This is a genomic window from Amycolatopsis sp. NPDC028719 (genome assembly GCF_055565395.1).
Window position 1 is genome coordinate 140,290 of sequence record NZ_JBVHUL010000015.1, and the last position, 17,819, is coordinate 158,108.

The following is a 17,819-nucleotide window of genomic DNA, read 5'->3' on the forward strand; positions in this document are numbered from 1 at the left end:
CGGTCCTTAGCCATGCCAACTATCGTTCACCATGTAGGAAGTTGTTCTCAGAATTTGAGACGGTGACGACGATGGCGCAGGTCGCGGGCGATTCGGCCGAACGGGTGCAGGCGAGTTCACGACGGTGGCTCATCCTCGCGCTCGGCCTCGCCGCGCAGACCGCGAGCTGCTCCTTCCTCTACGGCATCCCGTTCCTGGTCCCGGTCATGCGGGACGCGGAGGGACTGACGCTGGCCCAGGCCGGCACGGTCGTCGCGGCCCCGAGCATCGGCCTGTTGTTCACCCTGATCGTGTGGGGCGCGGCTGCGGACCGTTACGGAGAGCGTCTGATCATGGCGCTCGGCCTGGGTGCGTCAGGGTTACTCCTGGTGTACGCCGGGGTCGGAAGTCACCCGGTCGGGCTTCTCTTTGGTGTGTTCCTGGCGGCCGGAGCGTGTACGGCTTCGGTCAACGCGGCGAGCGGTCGCGTCGTGATGGGCTGGTTCGCGAAGTCCGAGCGCGGGGTCGCGATGGGGATCCGCCAGACGGCCCAGCCGCTCGGCGTCGGCGTCGCGGCGCTCGGGCTGCCGCCGCTGGCCGCGCACTTCGGGTTCCGCGCGGCGGTGCTGCTGCCGGCCGGGCTGGCGATCGTCGTCGCGCTGCTGGTGGCGTGGCTGGTCACGGACCCGCCCCGGCCGCCTCGGGCGTCTTCGGGGGAGAAGCCGCCGTCGCCGTACCGGCACGCGACGCTGTGGCGGGTCCACGGCGCGAGCGCGTTGCTGGTGGTGCCGCAGTTCGCGGTGTCGGCGTTCGCGCCGGCGTACCTGGTGGCGGTGCACCACTGGAGCCCCCTGTCCGCGGGCTGGTACCTGGCGGTGGTCCAGGTGCTCGGCGCACTGGGGCGGCTGGGGTCGGGCTGGTGGTCCGACCGGGTGGGGAGCCGGCTGCGCCCGATGCGTCAGCTCGCGGTGTTGAGCTGTCTCGTCATGCTGCTGGTGGCGCTGGGAGACGCCACGTGGCTCTGGCTGGTGCTGCTGGCGCTGGCGCTGGCCGGGATCATCACGGTGGCCGACAACGGGCTCGGCTTCACGGCGTCGGCGGAGCTGGCCGGCCTGGCGTGGTCGGGCCGCGCGATGGGGACGCAGAACACGGGCCAGAACATCGCGGCCTCGCTGACGCCGCCGCTGCTGGGCCTGGTGATCGGCGACAGCCGGTACGCGCTGGCGTTCTGCGTGGCGGCGGTGTTCCCGGCGCTGGCGGTGCTGGTGGTCCCGGTCCGCGCCGAACCCCGCGACTGACCCGTGTCGACCTCCCCATCACGCGTGATGCCCCTCCAGTCACGCGAGATGCCCGCCCAATCACGCGAGAAGCCTGCCTGATCACGCGAGTTGCGCGCTCAATCACGCGAGACACGCGCCTGATCACGCGAGACACGTGCCTAAGCACGTGAGCCGACCCTCTGGGTACGTGAGCCGACCGCCTGAGTACGCGAGCCGACCGTCCGGGTACGTGAGCCAGCTGTCCGGGTACATGGGCCGGAGCCTTCTGCGACGATCGGGTACGGCGATCACGCGTGATCGGAGCGGCTTCACGCGTGATCACAGGGGCATCACCTGTGTCTGGAGAGGCATCGCGCGCGGCTGATCGCCCCGGCGAACCGACCTCCGGCCGCGGGGGCGCCCCCCGTCTCCAGCGTATCGGTCGGCTCCGACGGAAACCGGCTGCCGGAGCCCACCGCGGGCCGGGTTGTCCACAACCGGCGGAGGCTGTGGATGCCGGTGTGCGGCAGCGGCCCACATGCCGTGAATGACTCATTCACCTCGTCCGACGCCGTGAATGAGTCATTCACGGCGTGCGCGCGAGGCCCGGACACGGCGAAGGCTGCCTCCCCGACAAAGCGGGGGAGGCAGCCTTCGCCGAACCAAAAGATCAAGCCACGGTCAGGCGGTTCTCGAAGCCCTCGACCAGCTTCCGCCAAGCGCTCTGCTCAGCGTCGAACGGCGCCGACGGCTCGAGACGCGTCGGGTCCGGGCGCAGGACGAACGACACCAGCCAGCCCAGGCTTTCGTTGCCCGCCAGGGCCGTCTCGACCGAGTCGTCGCCCGCCCAGTCCGCCGCGTCCGTGATCAGCTCGACCGCCAGCTCCAGCTGCGTCGGGTCGATCGCCTCGGGGCCTTCCGCGATGTCCGCGTCCAGGCCCGTCAGCACGTACGTGTTCTCGGCGTCGACCTCGACCTCGAGCTCGCCCGCCGTCGCCTTCGCCAGGACCTCGTCCCACGTGGACACGTCCGCGAGGTCCGTGTCGGCCAGGTCCTTGCCGTCGGCCAGGGCCCGCGCGAGGGCCTTCTCCGACGTGAACACGTCGATCTCGCCCTCGCTGCCGAGGAACACCGGCGCGTCGTCGAGGTAGCAGCGCAGCGTGTAGTACTCCGCGCCGGATGTGATGATCTTGATCGGGTCGATGCCGACCTCGGCCCAGAAACCGACCGGAGCGTCGTCCTCGTCCTCATCGGAGTCTTCGTCCGAGTCGGAGTCGAGAGAGTCGATCGCCTCGAGGTCCTCTTCGCCCTCGGCGCCGGCCTCGGCCTCCGCGGACTCCTCGTGGAACGCCGCCAGCTCCTCGGCCGTCTGCTCCAGCACCTTCTCGTCGACGTCCGGCGCGGTCACCAGGCCGTCGATCGCGTCCAGCACGGTGTCCCACTTCTGCGACACCGTCTCGGACAGGTCGTTCCACACCTGCACGCCGACACTCCCGGTGAACGGGAGCGTGCCCTGGTCGAGCAGCGAGAAGCCCTCGGTCGAGTCGAGGATCTCGTGCACCTCTTCGAGGTCGCAGACGTCGGCGAGCGAGCGCACGATGCCGACGATCTCGGCCAGCTCCGCGATGTGCCAGACGTCCGGCTCCTCGGCGACGAGCTCCGGCACGCCGACGAGGTCGTACGTGTGGTCCTCGTCCGGGATCAGCTCGGGCACGTTCAGCGACGGCACGGCGTCCCAGGCCGGGTGGTCCAGCAGGTCGTGGCGCTCGGACGTGCGGACGAAGGCAGCCAGGTGCGCGGCGTCCGGGAAGGCGTACAGGTCGTCCTCGTCGCCGAGGAACGCTTCCCACTCCTCGCCGTCTTCCCGCCAGCGCGGGGCCCACAGGGTGACGACGTCGCCCTGCGGCAGCCCGAGTTCGATCGGGATGATGTCCTGTGCCATTCCTAAACCCTCCGGATTACCGCCCGTGTGCGCGCGGGACCGAATGTATCCCCCGGTCGACGCGCGGTACCGCGAAGCCTACGGGTTTACCACGCGCGACGCGATTGCCCCTGCCGACTTTGCGACGAGCGGATGGCACGATGGACTCCTGATGACTCTCACAGACCTCCTGCCTGCGGATCCCGACCCCGACACCCTCTTCGAAGCGTTCACGACCTGGACGGCCGACCGGGGCATCGAGCTGTACCCGGCGCAGGAGGAGGCGGTGATGGAGGTCGTCTCCGGATCGAACGTCATCCTCTCGACGCCGACCGGCTCCGGGAAGAGCCTCGTCGCCGTCGGCGCGCACTTCACCGCGCTCGCCCAGGGCCGCCGCAGCTACTACACCGCGCCCATCAAGGCCCTCGTGTCGGAGAAGTTCTTCCAGCTCATCGAGATCTTCGGCGCCGACAACGTCGGGATGATGACCGGCGACTCCAGCGTCAACCCGGACGCGCCGATCATCTGCTGCACGGCCGAAATCCTGGCGAACATCGCGTTGCGGTTCGGTGCCGACGCCCCGGTCGGGCAGGTCGTCGCCGACGAGTTCCACTTCTACTCCGAGCCCGACCGCGGCTGGGCGTGGCAGGTGCCGATCCTCGAGCTGCCCAAGGCGCAGTTCGTCCTGATGTCGGCGACCTTGGGCGACGTGTCCTTCTTCGAGAAGGACCTCACCCGCCGCACCGGCAAGCCGACCGCCGTCGTCACGTCGGCGCAGCGCCCGGTGCCGCTGACCTTCCGCTACGCCCTCACCCCGCTGCACGAGACCATGTCCGAGCTGCTCAACGGCGGCCAGGCGCCGGTCTACGTCGTGCACTTCTCGCAGGCCGCGGCCATCGAGCGGGCGCAGACGCTGATGAGCATCAACGTCACGACCAAGGCCGAGAAGGAGGCGATCGCCGACCTGCTCGGCGACTTCCGCTTCGCCGCCGGGTTCGGCAAGACGCTCTCGCGGCTGGTCCGCCACGGCATCGGCGTGCACCACGCCGGCATGCTGCCGAAGTACCGCCGATTGGTCGAGACCTTGGCCCAGTCGGGGCTGCTCAAGGTGATCTGCGGGACGGACACCCTCGGCGTGGGCATCAACGTACCGATCAGGACAGTGGTCTTCTCCGCGCTGACGAAGTACGACGGCGTCCGCCAGCGCCACCTCAAGGCGCGCGAGTTCCACCAGATCGCCGGCCGCGCCGGGCGCGCGGGTTACGACACCGACGGCTACGTCGTGGTGCAGGCGCCCGACCACGTCGTCGAGAACGCGAAGGCGCTGGAGAAGGCGGGTGACGACCCGAAGAAGAAAAAGAAGATCGTCCGGAAGAAGGCGCCGGAGGGCTTCGTCAACTGGACCGAGAGCACGTTCGACCGGCTGATCGCGGCCGAGCCCGAGCCGCTGACGTCCAGCTTCAAGGTCACGCACTCGATGCTGCTCAACGTGATCTCGCGGCCGGGCAACGCGTTCGACTCGATGCGGCACCTCCTCGAGGACAACCACGAGGACCGCGCGTCGCAGCGCAAGCTCATCCTGCGCGCCATCGCGATCTACCGCGCGCTGCTCGCCGCCGGCGTCGTCGAACGGCTGCCCGAACCGGACGAGCAGGGCCGGATCATCCGGCTCACCGTCGACCTGCAGTTCGACTTCGCGCTCAACCAGCCGCTTTCGCCGTTCGCGCTGGCCGCGATCGACCTGTTCGACCTCGAGTCGCCGAGCTACCCGCTCGACGTCGTGTCCACTGTGGAGGCCACAGTGGACAACCCGCGGCCGGTGCTGTCGCAGCAGCAGTTCAAGGCGCGAGGCGAGGCCGTGAACGCCATGAAGGCCGAGGGAATCGAGTACGACGAGCGGATGGAGCTGCTCGAGAACGTCTCGTACCCGAAGCCCCTCGAAGAGCTGCTGCAGGGCGCGTTCCACAGCTACCGGCAGGGCCACCCGTGGGTCGACGACTACGAGCTTTCGCCGAAGTCCGTGGTGCGCGACATGTACGAGCGCGCGATGAACTTCGTCGAGTACATCGGCTTCTACCAGCTCGCCCGGTCGGAAGGGCTGGTGCTGCGCTACCTCACGGACGTCTACGACTCCTTGCGCCACACGGTGCCGGACGAGGCGAAGACCGAGCCGCTGCAGGACCTCATCGAGTGGCTCGGCGAGCTCGTCCGGCAGGTCGACTCGAGTCTCCTGGACGAGTGGGAGGCGCTGCGGCACCCCGACGAAGAGGGCCCGGTGTCGCAGCGGCCGCCGGAGCTGCCGCCGGCCGTCACGCGCAACGAGCGCGCGTTCCGCGTCCTGGTGCGCAACGAGCTGTTCCGCCGGGTCGAGCTGTTCGGGCGCCGGGCGTGGAACGTGCTCGGCGAGCTGGACGCGGCGTCCGGCTGGGACGCCGACGCGTGGGCGGACGCGATCGAGGACTACTTCGAGGAGTACGAGACGCTCGGCACCGGCCCGGACGCGCGCGGCCCGGCGCTGCTGATGATCGAGCAGCTGCCGGACGTCTGGAAGGTCCGCCAGATCTTCGACGACCCGGCGGGCGACCACGACTGGGGCATCAGCGCGGAGGTCGACCTGGCGGCGTCCGACGAGGCCGGCGTGGCCGTGGTGCGGGTGACCGAGGTGGGCGCGCACTGACTTTCTTCGAGGGTTCCAGGTGGCGGAGCCCCGGATGTCACTAGCCGTTGCCTTTTCCTGACTGCTCAGTCATCGTGATCCCATGGTGGCGACAGTGCGGGAGCACCGGATCGGCGACGTGCGCTGGACGGTCGTCCGCGGGCCCCGGGAAGCCGCTTTCCGCGCGCTGGGTTCGCATGCCGCCGCCGACATCCGAACTGTCCTGGCCGGACTGCCGGCGTGGCCGGTCACCGAGCGCGCGCGGCGGTCGCCGGTGCTGTTCCGCGCGATCGAATCGGCGTCCCAGGTCGAGCACCCGGACGCGTACGCCGAGCTGACGGCCCTGGCGGCGGGGGCCGGGGTGCCGTTCGACGACCTGCTGCTGGCCAACCTGCGCGGCGACCTCGGCGCGGGCGACGGCACGGGGTGCACGGACCTGGCGTGGGCGGGTTCGCCGTCACTGCTCGGCCACAACGAAGACGGCGCCCCGGTGTTCGACGGGATCGGGCGGCTCCTGACGCTGCTGATCGACGGCGAGCCCGGCGTGTGCGTCTGGTGGTACCCGGGTTTCCTGCCCGCCAACACCTTCACGCTGACCACGCACGGTCTGGTCTGGGGGATCGACAGCGTGAGCGTGGTGGCGCCGTCGCCCTGCGCGGGCCGGCACTTCGTGGCGCGCACGGCTCAGCGTGCGTCGTCCGTGGCGGAAGCGGTGTCGGTGCTGCGTTCCCGTCCTTCGGCGGGCGGGTTCGCGTACACGATGGGCCAGGTCGGTTCGCCGGCGGTGACGGTCGTCGAGAAGGCCGGGGACGAGACCGCGGTGACCACTGTGGGCAGTGGGTTCTCCTGGCACACCAACCACTTCCGCCGGCTCTCGCCGCATCGGGACGTGGCGCCGGAGGAGAGCCTGGACCGGGCGGAAGTGTGTGCGCACCTGAACCCGCTCGCGCCGGACGCGAAGTGGCTGGTCTCGGCGTTGACGAACGACGTGTACCGCACCGCCTCCGGCGGTGACCCGCTGATGACGCTGAGCACGGTGGTGACGGATCTGGCCGACGGCACCGTGACGGTGGTTCCCCGCGGCGGCGAGGCACTGCACGCCCGGGTGGCGGACCTCGCCTCGGGGAACGTCTCAGCTGTGGGCTGAGACCAGGATCGCCTGGGCGTCTTCACCCGCGAACCACAGGCCGATGGCGAACGCCGCCGTCGCCTCCAGCAGGTGCGCCCGGTCGAGGCCGCCGCCGGACACCGGCCGGCAGCCGACGTCGCGGACCAGCGTGCGGACCGCGTCGAGGGCCGCCGGGTCGTCGCCGCAGAGCGGGACGGCGAGTGTCGCGGGTGGCTTCCGCCAGACGTCGGCCGGGGCCAGGTTGAACGCCTTGACGACGTGCGCGTCCGGCGCGCAGGCGGCGATCCGGGTCGCCACCGGGGTGCCCGGCGGGGGTTCGGTGCCGGTCGGGCCGGGCTGGTTGGTGCAGTCCACCAGGACCTTTCCGCGCAGCGATCCCGCTTCCGGCAGAATTTCGAAGACGGCGTCCGCGGGGATCGCCAGGAGCACGACGTCCGCGAAAGCCGCCACCTCGGTCCAGGTTCCGGTGCGGCGGCCGGCCACCCTCAGTTCGTGGCCGGCGCGCGCCCAGTGCGTGCCGAGCGCGTCCGCCATCGCGCCCGTGCCGAAGATCCCGATCCGCTCGCGTTCGACCTGGTCGCCAACACGTGGCACCCGGTCGTGGTGTGGGCGCTGCGCCACGGCCCGCGCCGGCACGGCGACCTGCGTCGCACGATCGGCGGAATCAGCGCGAAGGTGCTCACGGAAGCCTTGCGCCGTCTGGAGTTCGACGGTCTCGTCGAGCGACGCGAAGGCGCGTACGCGCTTACGTCGCTGGGCTCGAGTTTCCTGAAGCCGATCGAAGGCTTCGGACGTTGGGCCGCGGAGCACGGCGACGACGTCGTCGCCGCTCAAGACCGAGCACGACCAGCATGATCAGCTCCGCCGCCGGCATGGGGAAGCCGAGGGCGAGCCCGGCGGTGACGTCGACCGCGGGCGCGACGATTCCGGCGGCGAACACCCAGGTCGGCGCGGTGGGCGGCTTCGCGGCGGGCGACCACGGCGTCTTTTTCCACGGCTTCGCGATCGAGAGCCACGCCTGGAACGAGAGCGCGCTCGCCATCAGCGACGCTCCGGCGATCTGCGCCCAGGTCGCGGTGCCGCTGTCCGCGGACTCGCGCAGCGCGGGGGAGAGCAGGAAGATCCCGGCGTAGAGCTGGATGAGGGTCAGGGTGAACTTCGTGAGCACCCACCAATGCCTTGTGTAACCCCAAGCGGTCGCGCCGGCGAGCAGCAGGCCGGTGAACGCCGAGACGTTCGCCATCGGGGCGAGCAGGACGGAGTCGAGCCGGTCGGCCATCGACGTCGCGGCCGGGACGGGATGCGCGACGGCCAGGGACATCAGCACGACGAGGGCGAGGGCCTGGCTCATCCAGGCGACGGACGAGACGACGTGTAGCCAGACGACGGCTTGCCGCCAGCGCGGGGAAGTCTTGGTTCGGGTCACGTCTTCCAGGCTCGCGGAGGAAACACGCGCGCACATCGGGCCAATCCCCGGAGCCCGAGGGGCGCGATCTGCACCCGCTGGGTTAGCGCCCGGGACGAGGCCTACACCCAGGGGAGTACGTTCCACATCCTGAGACTCGCGTCCCAAACGACGCATCTTTCCTAGGGAAAGCTCCGTCTGGGGGCCCAGTAACGCATCTTTCCTGGCGAAAGCTCCGCCTGAGGGGCTCGGTAGCGCATCTTTCTCGGCGAAAGCGGCGTCTGGAGGCCTCAGCGGGGTGGGTTTTTGGCTGCCAAGGCCAGGAGGGGGACTGCTGCCGCGGCGTCGGTGATCAGGGTTGTGACCATGCCGGAGCGCAGGACCGCGTCCACCGCCGCCGCTTTCGGCCGGCTGTAGCCCAGGGCGATCACCTCCGGCACCGCCGTCAGCTCTTCGTGGCTGATCGCCAGCACGTGGTGGGCCAGGCCGGTCGACAACGCGTTGCCGGAAGCGTCGAACAGCCGCGCCGCGACCTCGGCCGTTGCTCCGCGGGCCGTGATCGCCGCGCGCTCGGCCTCGTCCAGGGCGTCGTACACCGTCGACTCGCCCGGCTGCCACGCGCCGATGCTCACCACGGCCTTCGTCAAGTGCCGGAACTGGCCGAACGTCTCCGCGATGCCGGGCTGGCGTCGCAAGGTCTCCGTCGTGCGGCGGTCCGGCAGCACCAGCGGCCCGAAGATCGGGTACGCGTCGCCGCCGGACACCGACGTCACGCGGCTGACCGTCTCCACCGACCGGCCGCGCATGTCCATCCCGGCCTGCACCCCGCACAGCTGGACGATCGGGCACCGCGGCAGCGCCCGGATCGCCTCGGTCATCGCGTTCACCGACCGCGCCCACGACAGCCCGATGACGTCCGAAGGAGTCGCGATCTCCTCCAGCAGCCGGGCCGACAGGGTCCCGATCTTGGCCCGGACGACCTCTCTCGGCTCGCGCTCGGTTGAGCGTTCGAGCACCAGGGCGCGCTCCAGGCCGTACGCCGAGCGCACCTCGTCCGACAGTGCCAGGTCCACCGGCGCCGGCAGCGAGAACTCGACCCTGACCAGGCCGGACTCCCGGGCCGTGTCGAGCATCCGGGCCACCTTGAACCGGCTGACGCCGAACTCGTCGGCGATCTCCAGCTTGGAGCGTCCCTGCACGTAGAAGCGCCGGGCGACGGTGGCCAGCAGGATCGCTTCGGTCAGCGACGACTGCTTCTTGGAAGCGCTCATATGAGCAACTATAGCCCGAAATCTGCCCGAAAGGTTGACGTAACACTGAGGTCAGTCCTGTAATGCCTTCACATGTTCTCGACGCCATAGGTCAACGCTGCTCGTATGAGCGCGAGGAAGGGGCAAGGCATGCGTGCCGCCATCGTCGACCGGCCCGGTGAGATCAGGGTCGGCGAGGTGCCCGATCCGAAACCCGGAGAACGCCAGGTCGTCGTCAAGGTCGGAGCGTGCGGGATCTGCGGGACCGACCTGCACATCGCCGACGGGCACTTCCCGCCCACGCCGTATCCCATCGTCCCCGGGCACGAGTTCGCCGGGGAAATCGTCGAGCTCGGCGCGGACGTGCCGGGCGAGTGGAAGGTCGGCGACCGCGTCGCGGTCGACCCGTCGCTGTTCTGCGGCTACTGCGGCCCGTGCCGCGCCGGCCACGGCAACCTCTGCGCGAACTGGGGTGCCACCGGCGACACCGTCAACGGCGCCTTCGCCGAGTACGTCGCCGTCCCGTCCTCCACCTGCTACCGCATGCCCGACTCGATGACCTGGGAACAGGGCGCGCTGGTCGAGCCCGTCTCCTGCGCGGTGCACGGCGTGCGCCGCGTCGGTGTCGAAGCCGGAGAGCGCTTCCTCGTGGTCGGCGCCGGCACCATGGGCCTGATCATGCAGCAGCTGCTGCAGCGCTCCGGCGCGCAGGTCACGGTGGTCGACCGCAACGAAGCCCGCTTGCCCCGGGCAAAAACGCTCGGTGCCGTCGCCACCGCGAAGGACGTCAGCGACCTGAACGGCGAGAAGTTCGACGTCGCCGTCGACGCCACCGGCGCCGCCCCCGCCATCGAAGCCGCCTTCGACTCGATCCGCCGCGGCGGCCGGCTGCTCGTCTTCGGCGTCGCGCCGGCCGAAGCCCGCGTCGCGCTTTCGCCGTTCCGCATCTACAACGACGAAATCACCATCGTCGGCTCGATGGCCGTGCTGCACAGCTTCGGCGCCGCGCTCGACCTCGTCGCGAACGGTGCGATCGACACCGATTCGCTGCTCACGGACACGCTGCCGCTGGAGCAGTACCCCGAGGCGCTCGCCAAGATGCGCAGCGGCTCGGGCCTCAAGGTGCAGGTACTCCCGGGAGGTAGCCGTGCGTAAGCTCCTCACCCTCTTCGCCGCGACGTCCCTGCTGGTCACCGGGTGCGCCGGGGCAGGCTCGGTCGGCACCGGCGGGAGCACGCTCGTCATCGCGATCGTGGCCAACCCGCAGATGAAGGACGCGATCTCCCTCGCCCCGGAGTTCGAGAAGGCCACGGGCATCAACCTGAAGTTCGTCTCGCTGCCGGAGAACCAGGCCCGCGCCAAGATCACCGCGTCGACCGCCACCGAGGGCGGCGAGTTCGACGTCGTGATGATCAGCAACTACGAGGCCCCGCAGTGGGCGGCCAACGGCTGGCTCGAAAACCTCGAACCGCACATGGCGGCCACCCCGGGCTACGACGAAGGCGACTTCATCCCCAGCATCAAGCAGTCGCTGTCGTACCAGAACCAGATGTACGCGGTGCCGTTCTACGGTGAGTCGTCGTTCCTGGCCTACCGCAAGGACCTCTTCGACAAGGCCGGGATCACCATGCCGGCCAAGCCGACCTGGCAGCAGATCGCCGACTACGCCGCGAAGCTCGACGACAAGGCCAACGGCGTCGCCGGCATCTGCCTGCGCGGCAAGCCGGGCTGGGGCGAGAGCCTCGCGCCGTTCACGACGGTGGCCAACACCTTCGGCGCGCAGTGGTTCGACAAGGACTGGAACGCCAAGCTGACGTCGCCGGAGTTCAAGGAAGCCGCGAACTTCTACGTCAACCTGATCCGCGAGCACGGCGAGGTCGGTGCCTCCAGCGCCGGGTTCTCCGAGTGCGGCACGCGCTACACGCAGGGCAACGCGGCGATGTGGTACGACGCGACGGTCATGGCGGGCACCAACGAGGACCCGTCGAGCAGCAAGATCGTCGGGAAGTCCGGGTACGCGCCGGCCCCGGTCGTCAAGACGCAGGCCAGCGGCTGGCTCTACACCTGGGCCCTCGGCATCCCGAAGGTCGCCAAGGACAAGGACGCGGCCTGGAAGTTCATGGCCTGGATGACCGACAAGGCGTACGTGCAGAAGGTCGGCCAGGCCTACGGCTGGAACCGCGTGCCGCCAGGCGTGCGCCAGTCCACTTACGACATTCCCGACTACGCCAAGGCCGCGCAGGCCTACGCGAAGCCCACTTTGGACGGCATCGCGGACGCGAACCAGCAGAAGGCCATGGCGAACCCGGTGCCCTACCCCGGCATCCAGTTCGTCGGCATCCCCGAGTTCCAGGACCTGGGCACCCGGGTGAGCCAGCAGCTGTCGGCAGCGATCGCCGGCCGCGAGTCCGTCGATGACGCCCTGAAGCAGTCCCAGGACTACGCCCAGACGGTGGGCGACTCCTACAAGGCGGTGCAGTGATGTCCACGCTCTCCGTAGATGCCCCCACGTCCACCTCGCACGCGAAGGCCGAGGAGAAGAAAGGTCTGAGCACCGCGGCCAAGCGGCGGCTGCCGCTACTGCCCGCACTGATCTTCGTCATCGCGGTGACGCAGCTGCCCTTCCTGCTCACCGTGTTCTACTCGTTCCAGTCGTGGAACCTGGTCCGGCCGGGCTCGCGGCACTTCGTCGGCCTCGACAACTACATCGACGTCTTCAGCGACACGACGTTCCTGGTCGCGCTGCTCAACACCGTGGTGCTGACCGTGGTGTGCGTGCTGGTCGCGCTGCTGCTCGGCCTCGGCCTGGCGATCCTGCTCGACCGGAAGTTCCTCGGCCGCGGCGTCGTCCGGACGCTGCTGATCACGCCGTTCCTCATCCTGCCGGCGGCCGGCGCGCTGCTGTGGAAGACCACGGTCTTCGACCCGACCTACGGGTTGCTGCACTTCGTCTTCGGCACCGACGTCGACTGGCTTTCGGAGTTCCCGCTGGCCGCGGTGATGGCGCAGATCGTGTGGCAGTGGACGCCGTTCATGATGCTGCTCATCCTGGCCGGCCTGCAGAGCCAGTCCAAAGAGGTCCTCGAAGCGGCCTCTGTGGACGGTGCGAGCAGGTGGCGGACGTTCGCCTCGATCACGCTGCCGCACCTGTCCCGGTTCCTGCAGCTGGCGACGCTGCTGGGCGCGATCTACATCGTGAACAGCTTCGACGCGATCTTCCTGATGACGCAGGGCGGGCCGGGCACGGCCAGCACGAACCTGCCGTACTACATCTACCAGCGCGCGTTCGAGGGCTTCGACGTCGGCCAGTCGTCGGCGATGGGCGTGATCGTCGTGATCCTGACGATGATCGTCGCGACGTTCGCGCTGCGCTTGATGTTCCGGACCTTCTCGGTGGACGGAGGCATCAAATGACCACTCTCGAAACGCGCCCGCCGGCGGCCGCCACCGCACCCCCGGCCCGTAAACCGAAGCGCAAGTTCGGCCCGGGCGCGCTCACCGCCGTCACCTGGGTGATCGCGATCCTGTTCGTCTTCCCGCTGCTGTGGATGATCCTCACGGCGTTCAAGCAGGAGGCCGACGCCTACACCGACCCGCCGAAGCTGTTCTTCAGCCCGACGTTCGACCAGATCGCGAACGTGCTGAAGGGCGGATTCCTGCCCTACCTGTCGAACTCGGCGTTCGTCACGGTGCTTTCGACGCTGCTGGTGCTCATTCTCGGCATCCCGGCGGCGTACGCGCTGTCGCTGGCGCCGGTGAAGAAGACGTCGAACGCCCTCGGCTTCTTCCTCTCGACGAAGATGCTGCCGATCGTGGCGGCGATCATCCCGCTGTACATCATTTCGCAGAACACCGAGCTGCTGGACACGGTGTGGGCGCTCGTCATCCTCTACACGTCGATGAACCTGCCGCTGGCCATCTGGATGATGCGGTCGTTCTTCCTCGAGGTGCCGCACGAGATGATCGAGGCCGGCCGGATCGACGGCGCGAACCTGCCGACGTTGCTGCGCAAGATCATCATGCCGGTGGTCGCGCCCGGGATCGCGGCGACCGCGCTGATCTGCGTGATCTTCTCCTGGACCGAGTTCTTCTACGCGGTCAACCTGACGGCGGCCCGCGCCGGCACCGTGCCGGTGTTCCTCGTCGGGTTCATCACCAGTGAGGGCCTGTACTGGGCCCAGCTTTCCGCCGCCGCGCTGCTGGCCTCGCTGCCGGTGATGATCGTCGGCTGGATCGCGCAGAACCACCTCGTCCGGGGTCTGTCGATGGGAGCGGTGAAGTAGTCATGGCAGCTGTCAGCTACGAACGGGCGTCGCGGATCTACCCGGGTTCCCCTCCGGTCAAGGCGGTCGACCAGTTCGACCTTTCGGTGCCGGACGGCGAGTTCCTGGTCCTGGTCGGGCCGTCGGGCTCGGGCAAGTCGACGGCGCTGCGGATGCTCGCCGGGCTGGAGGACATCGACGAGGGCGCCATCCACATCGGCGAGCGCGACGTCACGAACCTGCCGCCGAAGGACCGGGACATCGCGATGGTGTTCCAGTCCTACGCGCTGTACCCGCACATGACGGTCGCCGACAACATGGGCTTCGCGCTGAAGCTGCGTGGACTGTCCTCTTCGGACATCGCGGCCAAGGTCGGCGAAGCGGCCAAGATGCTGGACCTGACTCGCTTTTTGGATCGCAAGCCGAAGGCACTGTCGGGCGGCCAGCGCCAGCGCGTCGCGATGGGCCGGGCGATCGTGCGCGAGCCCAGCGTGTTCCTGATGGACGAGCCACTGTCCAATCTGGACGCGAAGCTGCGGGTGGAGACCCGGGCGAACATCGCTCAGCTGCAACGCCGGCTCCGGACGACGACGATCTACGTCACGCACGACCAGGTCGAGGCGATGACGATGGGCGACCGGGTGGCTGTTTTGAAGGACGGCGTCCTGCAGCAGTGCGCGACCCCGCGGGAGCTGTACGAGAACCCGACGAACTCGTTCGTCGCGGGCTTCATCGGGTCGCCGGCGATGAACCTGGCGACACTGCCGCTGACCGAAGGCGGTGTCCGCCTCGGCGACGTCGTGCTGCCGCTGCCGCGGTCGGTGGTGTCCGCGGCCGGGGACCTGCGCGAGGTGGTCTTCGGCGTGCGCCCGGAGTCACTGCAGCTGGTCTCCGAAGGCGGCTTCGAACTGGTGGTGGAGCTGGTCGAGGAGCTGGGCGCGGACGCGTACCTGCACGGCAAGGTGGGCGACGACCGTTTCGTCGTCCGCGTCGACGGCCGCACGCCGCCCCGGATGGGCGACAACGTCCGGGTGGGCCTGCGCGGCGAAGGCGAGACCCACGCCTTCCACCCGGAGACGACGCTCCGGCTCTCCTGAAGTCCGTGAATGTCGCATTGAGGGACGTCAAGTCCCTCAATGCGACATTCACGGCTTTGCGGCTACTCCTGCAGGGAGAGGGCCTGGCTGGGGCAGACGTGCACCGCTTCGCGGGCTTTCTCGACCAGCGCACCCTCGGGCGTCTCGTTCAGGACGATGACTGTGCCGTCGTCCTCGCTCTGGTCGAACAGCTCGGGCTCGGTCAGCACGCACTGACCGGCGCCGACGCACTTGCCGGTGTCCGCGATGATCTTCATGGTTCTTCTCTCCTGTGGTGGGATGGCAGTTCGATCTCTACCAGGTCACCGGCAGCCGGTACAGGCCGTAGATGTTCGCGTCGTCCTTGAACGCCAGGTCGTCCACCGGAGCGGCCAGCTCGAGGGAAGGCACCCGCCGGAAGAGCGTGTCGAAGACGATCTGCAGTTCCATCCGGGCCAGGTTCTGGCCGAGGCACTGGTGGGGCCCGAAGCCGAACGCGACGTGGTGGCGGGCACCGCGCTCGATGTCCAGCTCGTCGGCGTTCTCGAACGCCCGCGGGTCGCGGTTCGCCGCGTAGCCCAGCGCCAGCACGCCTTCCCCGGCCCGGATGAGCTGCCCGCCGACCTCGACGTCCTCGACGCACAGGCGCGCCGTGGCCGCGTCGACGATCGTCCAGTAGCGCAGCATCTCCTCGACGGCGTCGAGCGTCTTGCCCGGGTCGGCCTGGATCGCCGCGAGCTGCTTCGGGTTGCGGAGGAACGCCACGGTGGACAGCGAAATCATGTTCGCCGTCGTCTCGTGGCCCGCCACCAGCAGCAAGAACCCCGTCGCGGCCAGGGAAGCACGCCGGTAGGTGCCGTCCTCGCGGAGCTTGACGATCTGCCGGCCGAGCAGGTCGTCCGGCGGGTTCGCCTCCTTCTCCGCGATGAGGTCTTCCATGTAGCCGCGGATGGTGTCGAACGCCGCCCGCCGCTCCTCCGGCGTCGTCGAGCGCTTGATCAGCTTCGCCGTGTGTTCCTGGAAGAAGTCGTGGTCGGTGTAGGGCACGCCGAGCATCTCGCAGATCACCAGCGACGGCACCGGCAGCGACAGCGTCTCGACCAGGTCACCCGGCTTCGGCCCGGCCAGCAGCGCGTCGATCTGCCCGTCCACGATCTCCTGGATCCGCGGCCGCAGCGCCTCCATCCGGCGCACGGTGAACTCGCCGAGCACGGCCTTGCGGGCCGGCCCGTGCTCGGGCGCGTCCATGGTGATCATGGTGCGCTCGTCGCCCTGCCGCCGGAAGCCGCCCTTGACCAGCTGCGGGAAGTCCGGGTGCTGGCGGTCGGCGCTGAACCGCCGGTCGTTCAGCACGGTCCGGACGTCCTCGTGCCGGGTGACCACCCAGGCCTGGCCGCCGTCGGGCAGCCGGACCCGCGTGACCGCGTCCTTCTCCCGGATCTCCTCGTACGCCGGCGGCGGCGCGAACGGGCACGTGCGGGTCATCGGAAATTCGTGGACCGCGGTCATGGCGTTCTCCTCACCAGGTGACGGGCAGGCAGTAGAGGCCGAAGATCGACGAGTCGTGCTTGAACGGCAGCTGGTCGACGGGCACGGCCAGCTTCAGCTCGGGGATGCGGCGGAAGAGCGTGTCGAAGACGATCTGCAGTTCCATCCGGGCCAGGTTCTGCCCGAGGCACTGGTGCGGGCCGAACCCGAACGCGACGTGGTGGCGCGCGCCGCGCTCGATGTCCAGCTCGTCCGGGTTGTCGAACGCCTCCGGGTCGCGGTTGCCGGAGTAGCTCAGCCCGAGCACGCCCTCGCCTTCGCGGATCAGCTGCCCGCCGATCTCGAGGTCCTCGGTGGCGACGCGCGAGGTCGCGAACTCGGCGATCGTGAAGTACCGGAGCAGCTCCTCGACGGCGTCGAGCGTCTTGCCGGGGTCGTTCTTGATCAGCTCGAGCTGGTCCGGGTTCTCCAGCAGCGCGACGGTGCCGAGTGAAATCATGTTCGCCGTCGTCTCGTGCCCGGCGATGAGCAGCAGGAACGCCAGCGACACGAGCGAGTCGTGGTCGGCTTCGCCGTGCTCTTCGCGCTGCTTGGCGATCTGGCGGCTGAGCAGGTCGTCGGCCGGCTCGGTCTCCTTGCTGGTGACCAGCCGGTCGAGGTACTCCTGCAGCTCGTCGACGGCCTTGACGCGGGTGTCCTGGTCGACGTCCCGGTTGAGCAACGTCGAGCTGCGGACCTGGAAGAAGTCGTGGTCGGCGTACGGGACGCCGAGCAGTTCGCAGATGACCAGCGACGGCACCGGCAGGCTGAGCGCGGTGACCAGGTCGGCGGGCTTCGAGCCGGCCAGGATCGCGTCGATGTGCTCATCGACGATCTGCTGGATCCGCGGCTGCAGCGCCTTCATCCGCTTGACCGTGAACTCGCCCACGACCTCGCGGCGCGCCGCGCCGTGCTGCGGCGGGTCCATGTTGATCAGGGACGCGGTGAAGTTGGTCCGCCGGACCGGGCGCCCCTGCTTGGTCAGGAACGGGAAGCCGGGGTTGAACCGGTCGGAGCTGAACCGCGGGTCGGTGAGCATCTGCCGGACGTCCTCGAGCCGGGTGATCGCCCACGCCTCCTGGCCGGACTGCAGCTCGACGCGCTGGACCGGCCCCGCTTCGCGCAGCCTCTCGTACGCCGCCGGCGGGGCGAACGGGCAGGTGCGCTCCAGCGGGAAGACTTCGTCCTTCGTGGTGGGATCGGCGACTTCGGTCATTTCGGGCCCCCTAAAACGGACTAACAGTATGCGGAGGATTACATTCCGGTTCTACGACCCAAGGTACCGAAGTGGAGGGAAGTCGTCCACTAGCTAACGGGTGACTCACTTGAGTTCGAGTGTGTGGCCGCTTGACCAT

The 17,819-nt window shown here is 69.2% G+C and carries 16 protein-coding genes; 9 read left to right on the top strand and 7 right to left on the bottom strand.

Translation table 11 applies throughout. The features are described 5' to 3' along the window. Positions 1-71 precede the first annotated feature (71 nt). Positions 72-1,277: an MFS transporter gene (locus ACZ4TR_RS45135; RefSeq protein ID WP_465294915.1), complete on the top strand. Its 1,206-nt coding sequence runs from the start codon at positions 72-74 to the stop codon at positions 1,275-1,277. A gap of 631 nt (positions 1,278-1,908) precedes the next feature. Here ACZ4TR_RS45135 and ACZ4TR_RS45140 read toward each other — a convergent pair. Continuing rightward, positions 1,909-3,180 (bottom strand): primosomal protein, encoded by a 1,272-nt coding sequence (locus ACZ4TR_RS45140; RefSeq protein WP_364518010.1) that lies wholly within the window; start codon positions 3,178-3,180, stop codon positions 1,909-1,911. A 151-nt stretch (positions 3,181-3,331) separates the two neighbouring features. Between ACZ4TR_RS45140 and ACZ4TR_RS45145 the strand changes: the two genes are divergently transcribed. After that, positions 3,332-5,836, top strand: a complete 2,505-nt coding sequence (locus ACZ4TR_RS45145; RefSeq protein ID WP_465294768.1) for a DEAD/DEAH box helicase — start codon at positions 3,332-3,334, stop codon at positions 5,834-5,836. Between the two features lie 82 nt (positions 5,837-5,918). Next, the gene (locus ACZ4TR_RS45150; protein ID WP_465294770.1) at positions 5,919-6,962 is read left to right on the top strand and encodes a C45 family autoproteolytic acyltransferase/hydolase; all 1,044 of its coding nucleotides are present in this window, start codon (positions 5,919-5,921) and stop codon (positions 6,960-6,962) included. On the opposite strand, the gene ACZ4TR_RS45155 is transcribed toward ACZ4TR_RS45150, so the two are convergent. Further along, positions 6,948-7,478, bottom strand: a complete 531-nt coding sequence (locus tag ACZ4TR_RS45155) for an NADPH-dependent F420 reductase (RefSeq protein ID WP_465294772.1) — start codon at positions 7,476-7,478, stop codon at positions 6,948-6,950. The two genes, ACZ4TR_RS45150 and ACZ4TR_RS45155, sit on opposite strands and share 15 nt — an antisense overlap. Between ACZ4TR_RS45155 and ACZ4TR_RS45160 the strand changes: the two genes are divergently transcribed. Next, entirely contained in the window at positions 7,455-7,799 is a 345-nt protein-coding gene (locus ACZ4TR_RS45160; protein ID WP_465294774.1) for a winged helix-turn-helix transcriptional regulator, read from the top strand. The genes ACZ4TR_RS45155 and ACZ4TR_RS45160 overlap by 24 nt on opposite strands. Here ACZ4TR_RS45160 and ACZ4TR_RS45165 read toward each other — a convergent pair. Then, the gene (locus tag ACZ4TR_RS45165; RefSeq protein ID WP_465294776.1) at positions 7,690-8,370 is read right to left on the bottom strand and encodes a hypothetical protein; all 681 of its coding nucleotides are present in this window, start codon (positions 8,368-8,370) and stop codon (positions 7,690-7,692) included. The genes ACZ4TR_RS45160 and ACZ4TR_RS45165 overlap by 110 nt on opposite strands. Before the next feature lie 269 nt (positions 8,371-8,639). Then, positions 8,640-9,620 (bottom strand): sugar-binding transcriptional regulator, encoded by a 981-nt coding sequence (locus ACZ4TR_RS45170; protein ID WP_465294778.1) that lies wholly within the window; start codon positions 9,618-9,620, stop codon positions 8,640-8,642. A gap of 129 nt (positions 9,621-9,749) precedes the next feature. On the opposite strand from ACZ4TR_RS45170, the gene ACZ4TR_RS45175 reads away from it, so the two are divergent. Genes ACZ4TR_RS45175 through ACZ4TR_RS45195 form a run of 5 tightly spaced genes read left to right on the top strand, consistent with a single transcriptional unit; the run spans position 9,750 to position 14,958 of the window. Then, positions 9,750-10,754, top strand: coding sequence for a zinc-dependent alcohol dehydrogenase family protein (locus ACZ4TR_RS45175; protein ID WP_465294780.1), 1,005 nt, complete (start codon positions 9,750-9,752; stop codon positions 10,752-10,754). Further along, the gene (locus ACZ4TR_RS45180; RefSeq protein ID WP_465294782.1) at positions 10,747-12,081 is read left to right on the top strand and encodes an ABC transporter substrate-binding protein; all 1,335 of its coding nucleotides are present in this window, start codon (positions 10,747-10,749) and stop codon (positions 12,079-12,081) included. Before ACZ4TR_RS45175 ends, ACZ4TR_RS45180 begins: the two co-directional genes overlap by 8 nt. Continuing rightward, a complete protein-coding gene (locus tag ACZ4TR_RS45185) occupies positions 12,081-13,013 on the top strand; it encodes a carbohydrate ABC transporter permease (protein WP_364517992.1) in 933 nt (310 codons plus the stop codon). The genes ACZ4TR_RS45180 and ACZ4TR_RS45185 overlap by 1 nt, the downstream gene beginning before the upstream one ends. Continuing rightward, positions 13,010-13,882, top strand: coding sequence for a carbohydrate ABC transporter permease (locus ACZ4TR_RS45190; protein WP_465294784.1), 873 nt, complete (start codon positions 13,010-13,012; stop codon positions 13,880-13,882). The genes ACZ4TR_RS45185 and ACZ4TR_RS45190 overlap by 4 nt, the downstream gene beginning before the upstream one ends. Before the next feature lie 2 nt (positions 13,883-13,884). Then, entirely contained in the window at positions 13,885-14,958 is a 1,074-nt protein-coding gene (locus ACZ4TR_RS45195; protein ID WP_465294786.1) for an ABC transporter ATP-binding protein, read from the top strand. A gap of 62 nt (positions 14,959-15,020) precedes the next feature. Here ACZ4TR_RS45195 and ACZ4TR_RS45200 read toward each other — a convergent pair whose 3' ends face one another. Genes ACZ4TR_RS45200 through ACZ4TR_RS45210 form a run of 3 tightly spaced genes read right to left on the bottom strand, consistent with a single transcriptional unit; the run spans position 15,021 to position 17,680 of the window. Beyond that, entirely contained in the window at positions 15,021-15,215 is a 195-nt protein-coding gene (locus ACZ4TR_RS45200) for a ferredoxin (protein ID WP_284747985.1), read from the bottom strand. A gap of 37 nt (positions 15,216-15,252) precedes the next feature. Next, positions 15,253-16,446, bottom strand: coding sequence for a cytochrome P450 (locus ACZ4TR_RS45205; RefSeq protein ID WP_465294788.1), 1,194 nt, complete (start codon positions 16,444-16,446; stop codon positions 15,253-15,255). Between the two features lie 10 nt (positions 16,447-16,456). Then, on the bottom strand, positions 16,457-17,680 hold the full coding sequence (locus ACZ4TR_RS45210; RefSeq protein ID WP_465294790.1) for a cytochrome P450: 1,224 nt from the start codon (positions 17,678-17,680) through the stop codon (positions 16,457-16,459). Positions 17,681-17,819: the final 139 nt, after the last annotated feature.

Excerpts from the sequence above, each read along its gene's own strand:
- ACZ4TR_RS45205 (WP_465294788.1), bottom strand. The coding sequence starts at position 16,446 with ATGACCGCGGTCCACGAATTTCCGATGACCCGCACGTGCCCGTTCGCG.
- ACZ4TR_RS45145 (WP_465294768.1), top strand. The coding sequence starts at position 3,332 with ATGACTCTCACAGACCTCCTGCCTGCGGATCCCGACCCCGACACCCTC.
- ACZ4TR_RS45195 (WP_465294786.1), top strand. The coding sequence starts at position 13,885 with ATGGCAGCTGTCAGCTACGAACGGGCGTCGCGGATCTACCCGGGTTCC.
- ACZ4TR_RS45190 (WP_465294784.1), top strand. The coding sequence starts at position 13,010 with ATGACCACTCTCGAAACGCGCCCGCCGGCGGCCGCCACCGCACCCCCG.
- ACZ4TR_RS45175 (WP_465294780.1), top strand. The coding sequence starts at position 9,750 with ATGCGTGCCGCCATCGTCGACCGGCCCGGTGAGATCAGGGTCGGCGAG.
- ACZ4TR_RS45185 (WP_364517992.1), top strand. The coding sequence starts at position 12,081 with ATGTCCACGCTCTCCGTAGATGCCCCCACGTCCACCTCGCACGCGAAG.
- ACZ4TR_RS45155 (WP_465294772.1), bottom strand. The coding sequence starts at position 7,478 with ATGGCGGACGCGCTCGGCACGCACTGGGCGCGCGCCGGCCACGAACTG.
- ACZ4TR_RS45200 (WP_284747985.1), bottom strand. The coding sequence starts at position 15,215 with ATGAAGATCATCGCGGACACCGGCAAGTGCGTCGGCGCCGGTCAGTGC.
- ACZ4TR_RS45170 (WP_465294778.1), bottom strand. The coding sequence starts at position 9,620 with ATGAGCGCTTCCAAGAAGCAGTCGTCGCTGACCGAAGCGATCCTGCTG.
- ACZ4TR_RS45210 (WP_465294790.1), bottom strand. The coding sequence starts at position 17,680 with ATGACCGAAGTCGCCGATCCCACCACGAAGGACGAAGTCTTCCCGCTG.
- ACZ4TR_RS45150 (WP_465294770.1), top strand. The coding sequence starts at position 5,919 with ATGGTGGCGACAGTGCGGGAGCACCGGATCGGCGACGTGCGCTGGACG.
- ACZ4TR_RS45140 (WP_364518010.1), bottom strand. The coding sequence starts at position 3,180 with ATGGCACAGGACATCATCCCGATCGAACTCGGGCTGCCGCAGGGCGAC.
- ACZ4TR_RS45135 (WP_465294915.1), top strand. The coding sequence starts at position 72 with ATGGCGCAGGTCGCGGGCGATTCGGCCGAACGGGTGCAGGCGAGTTCA.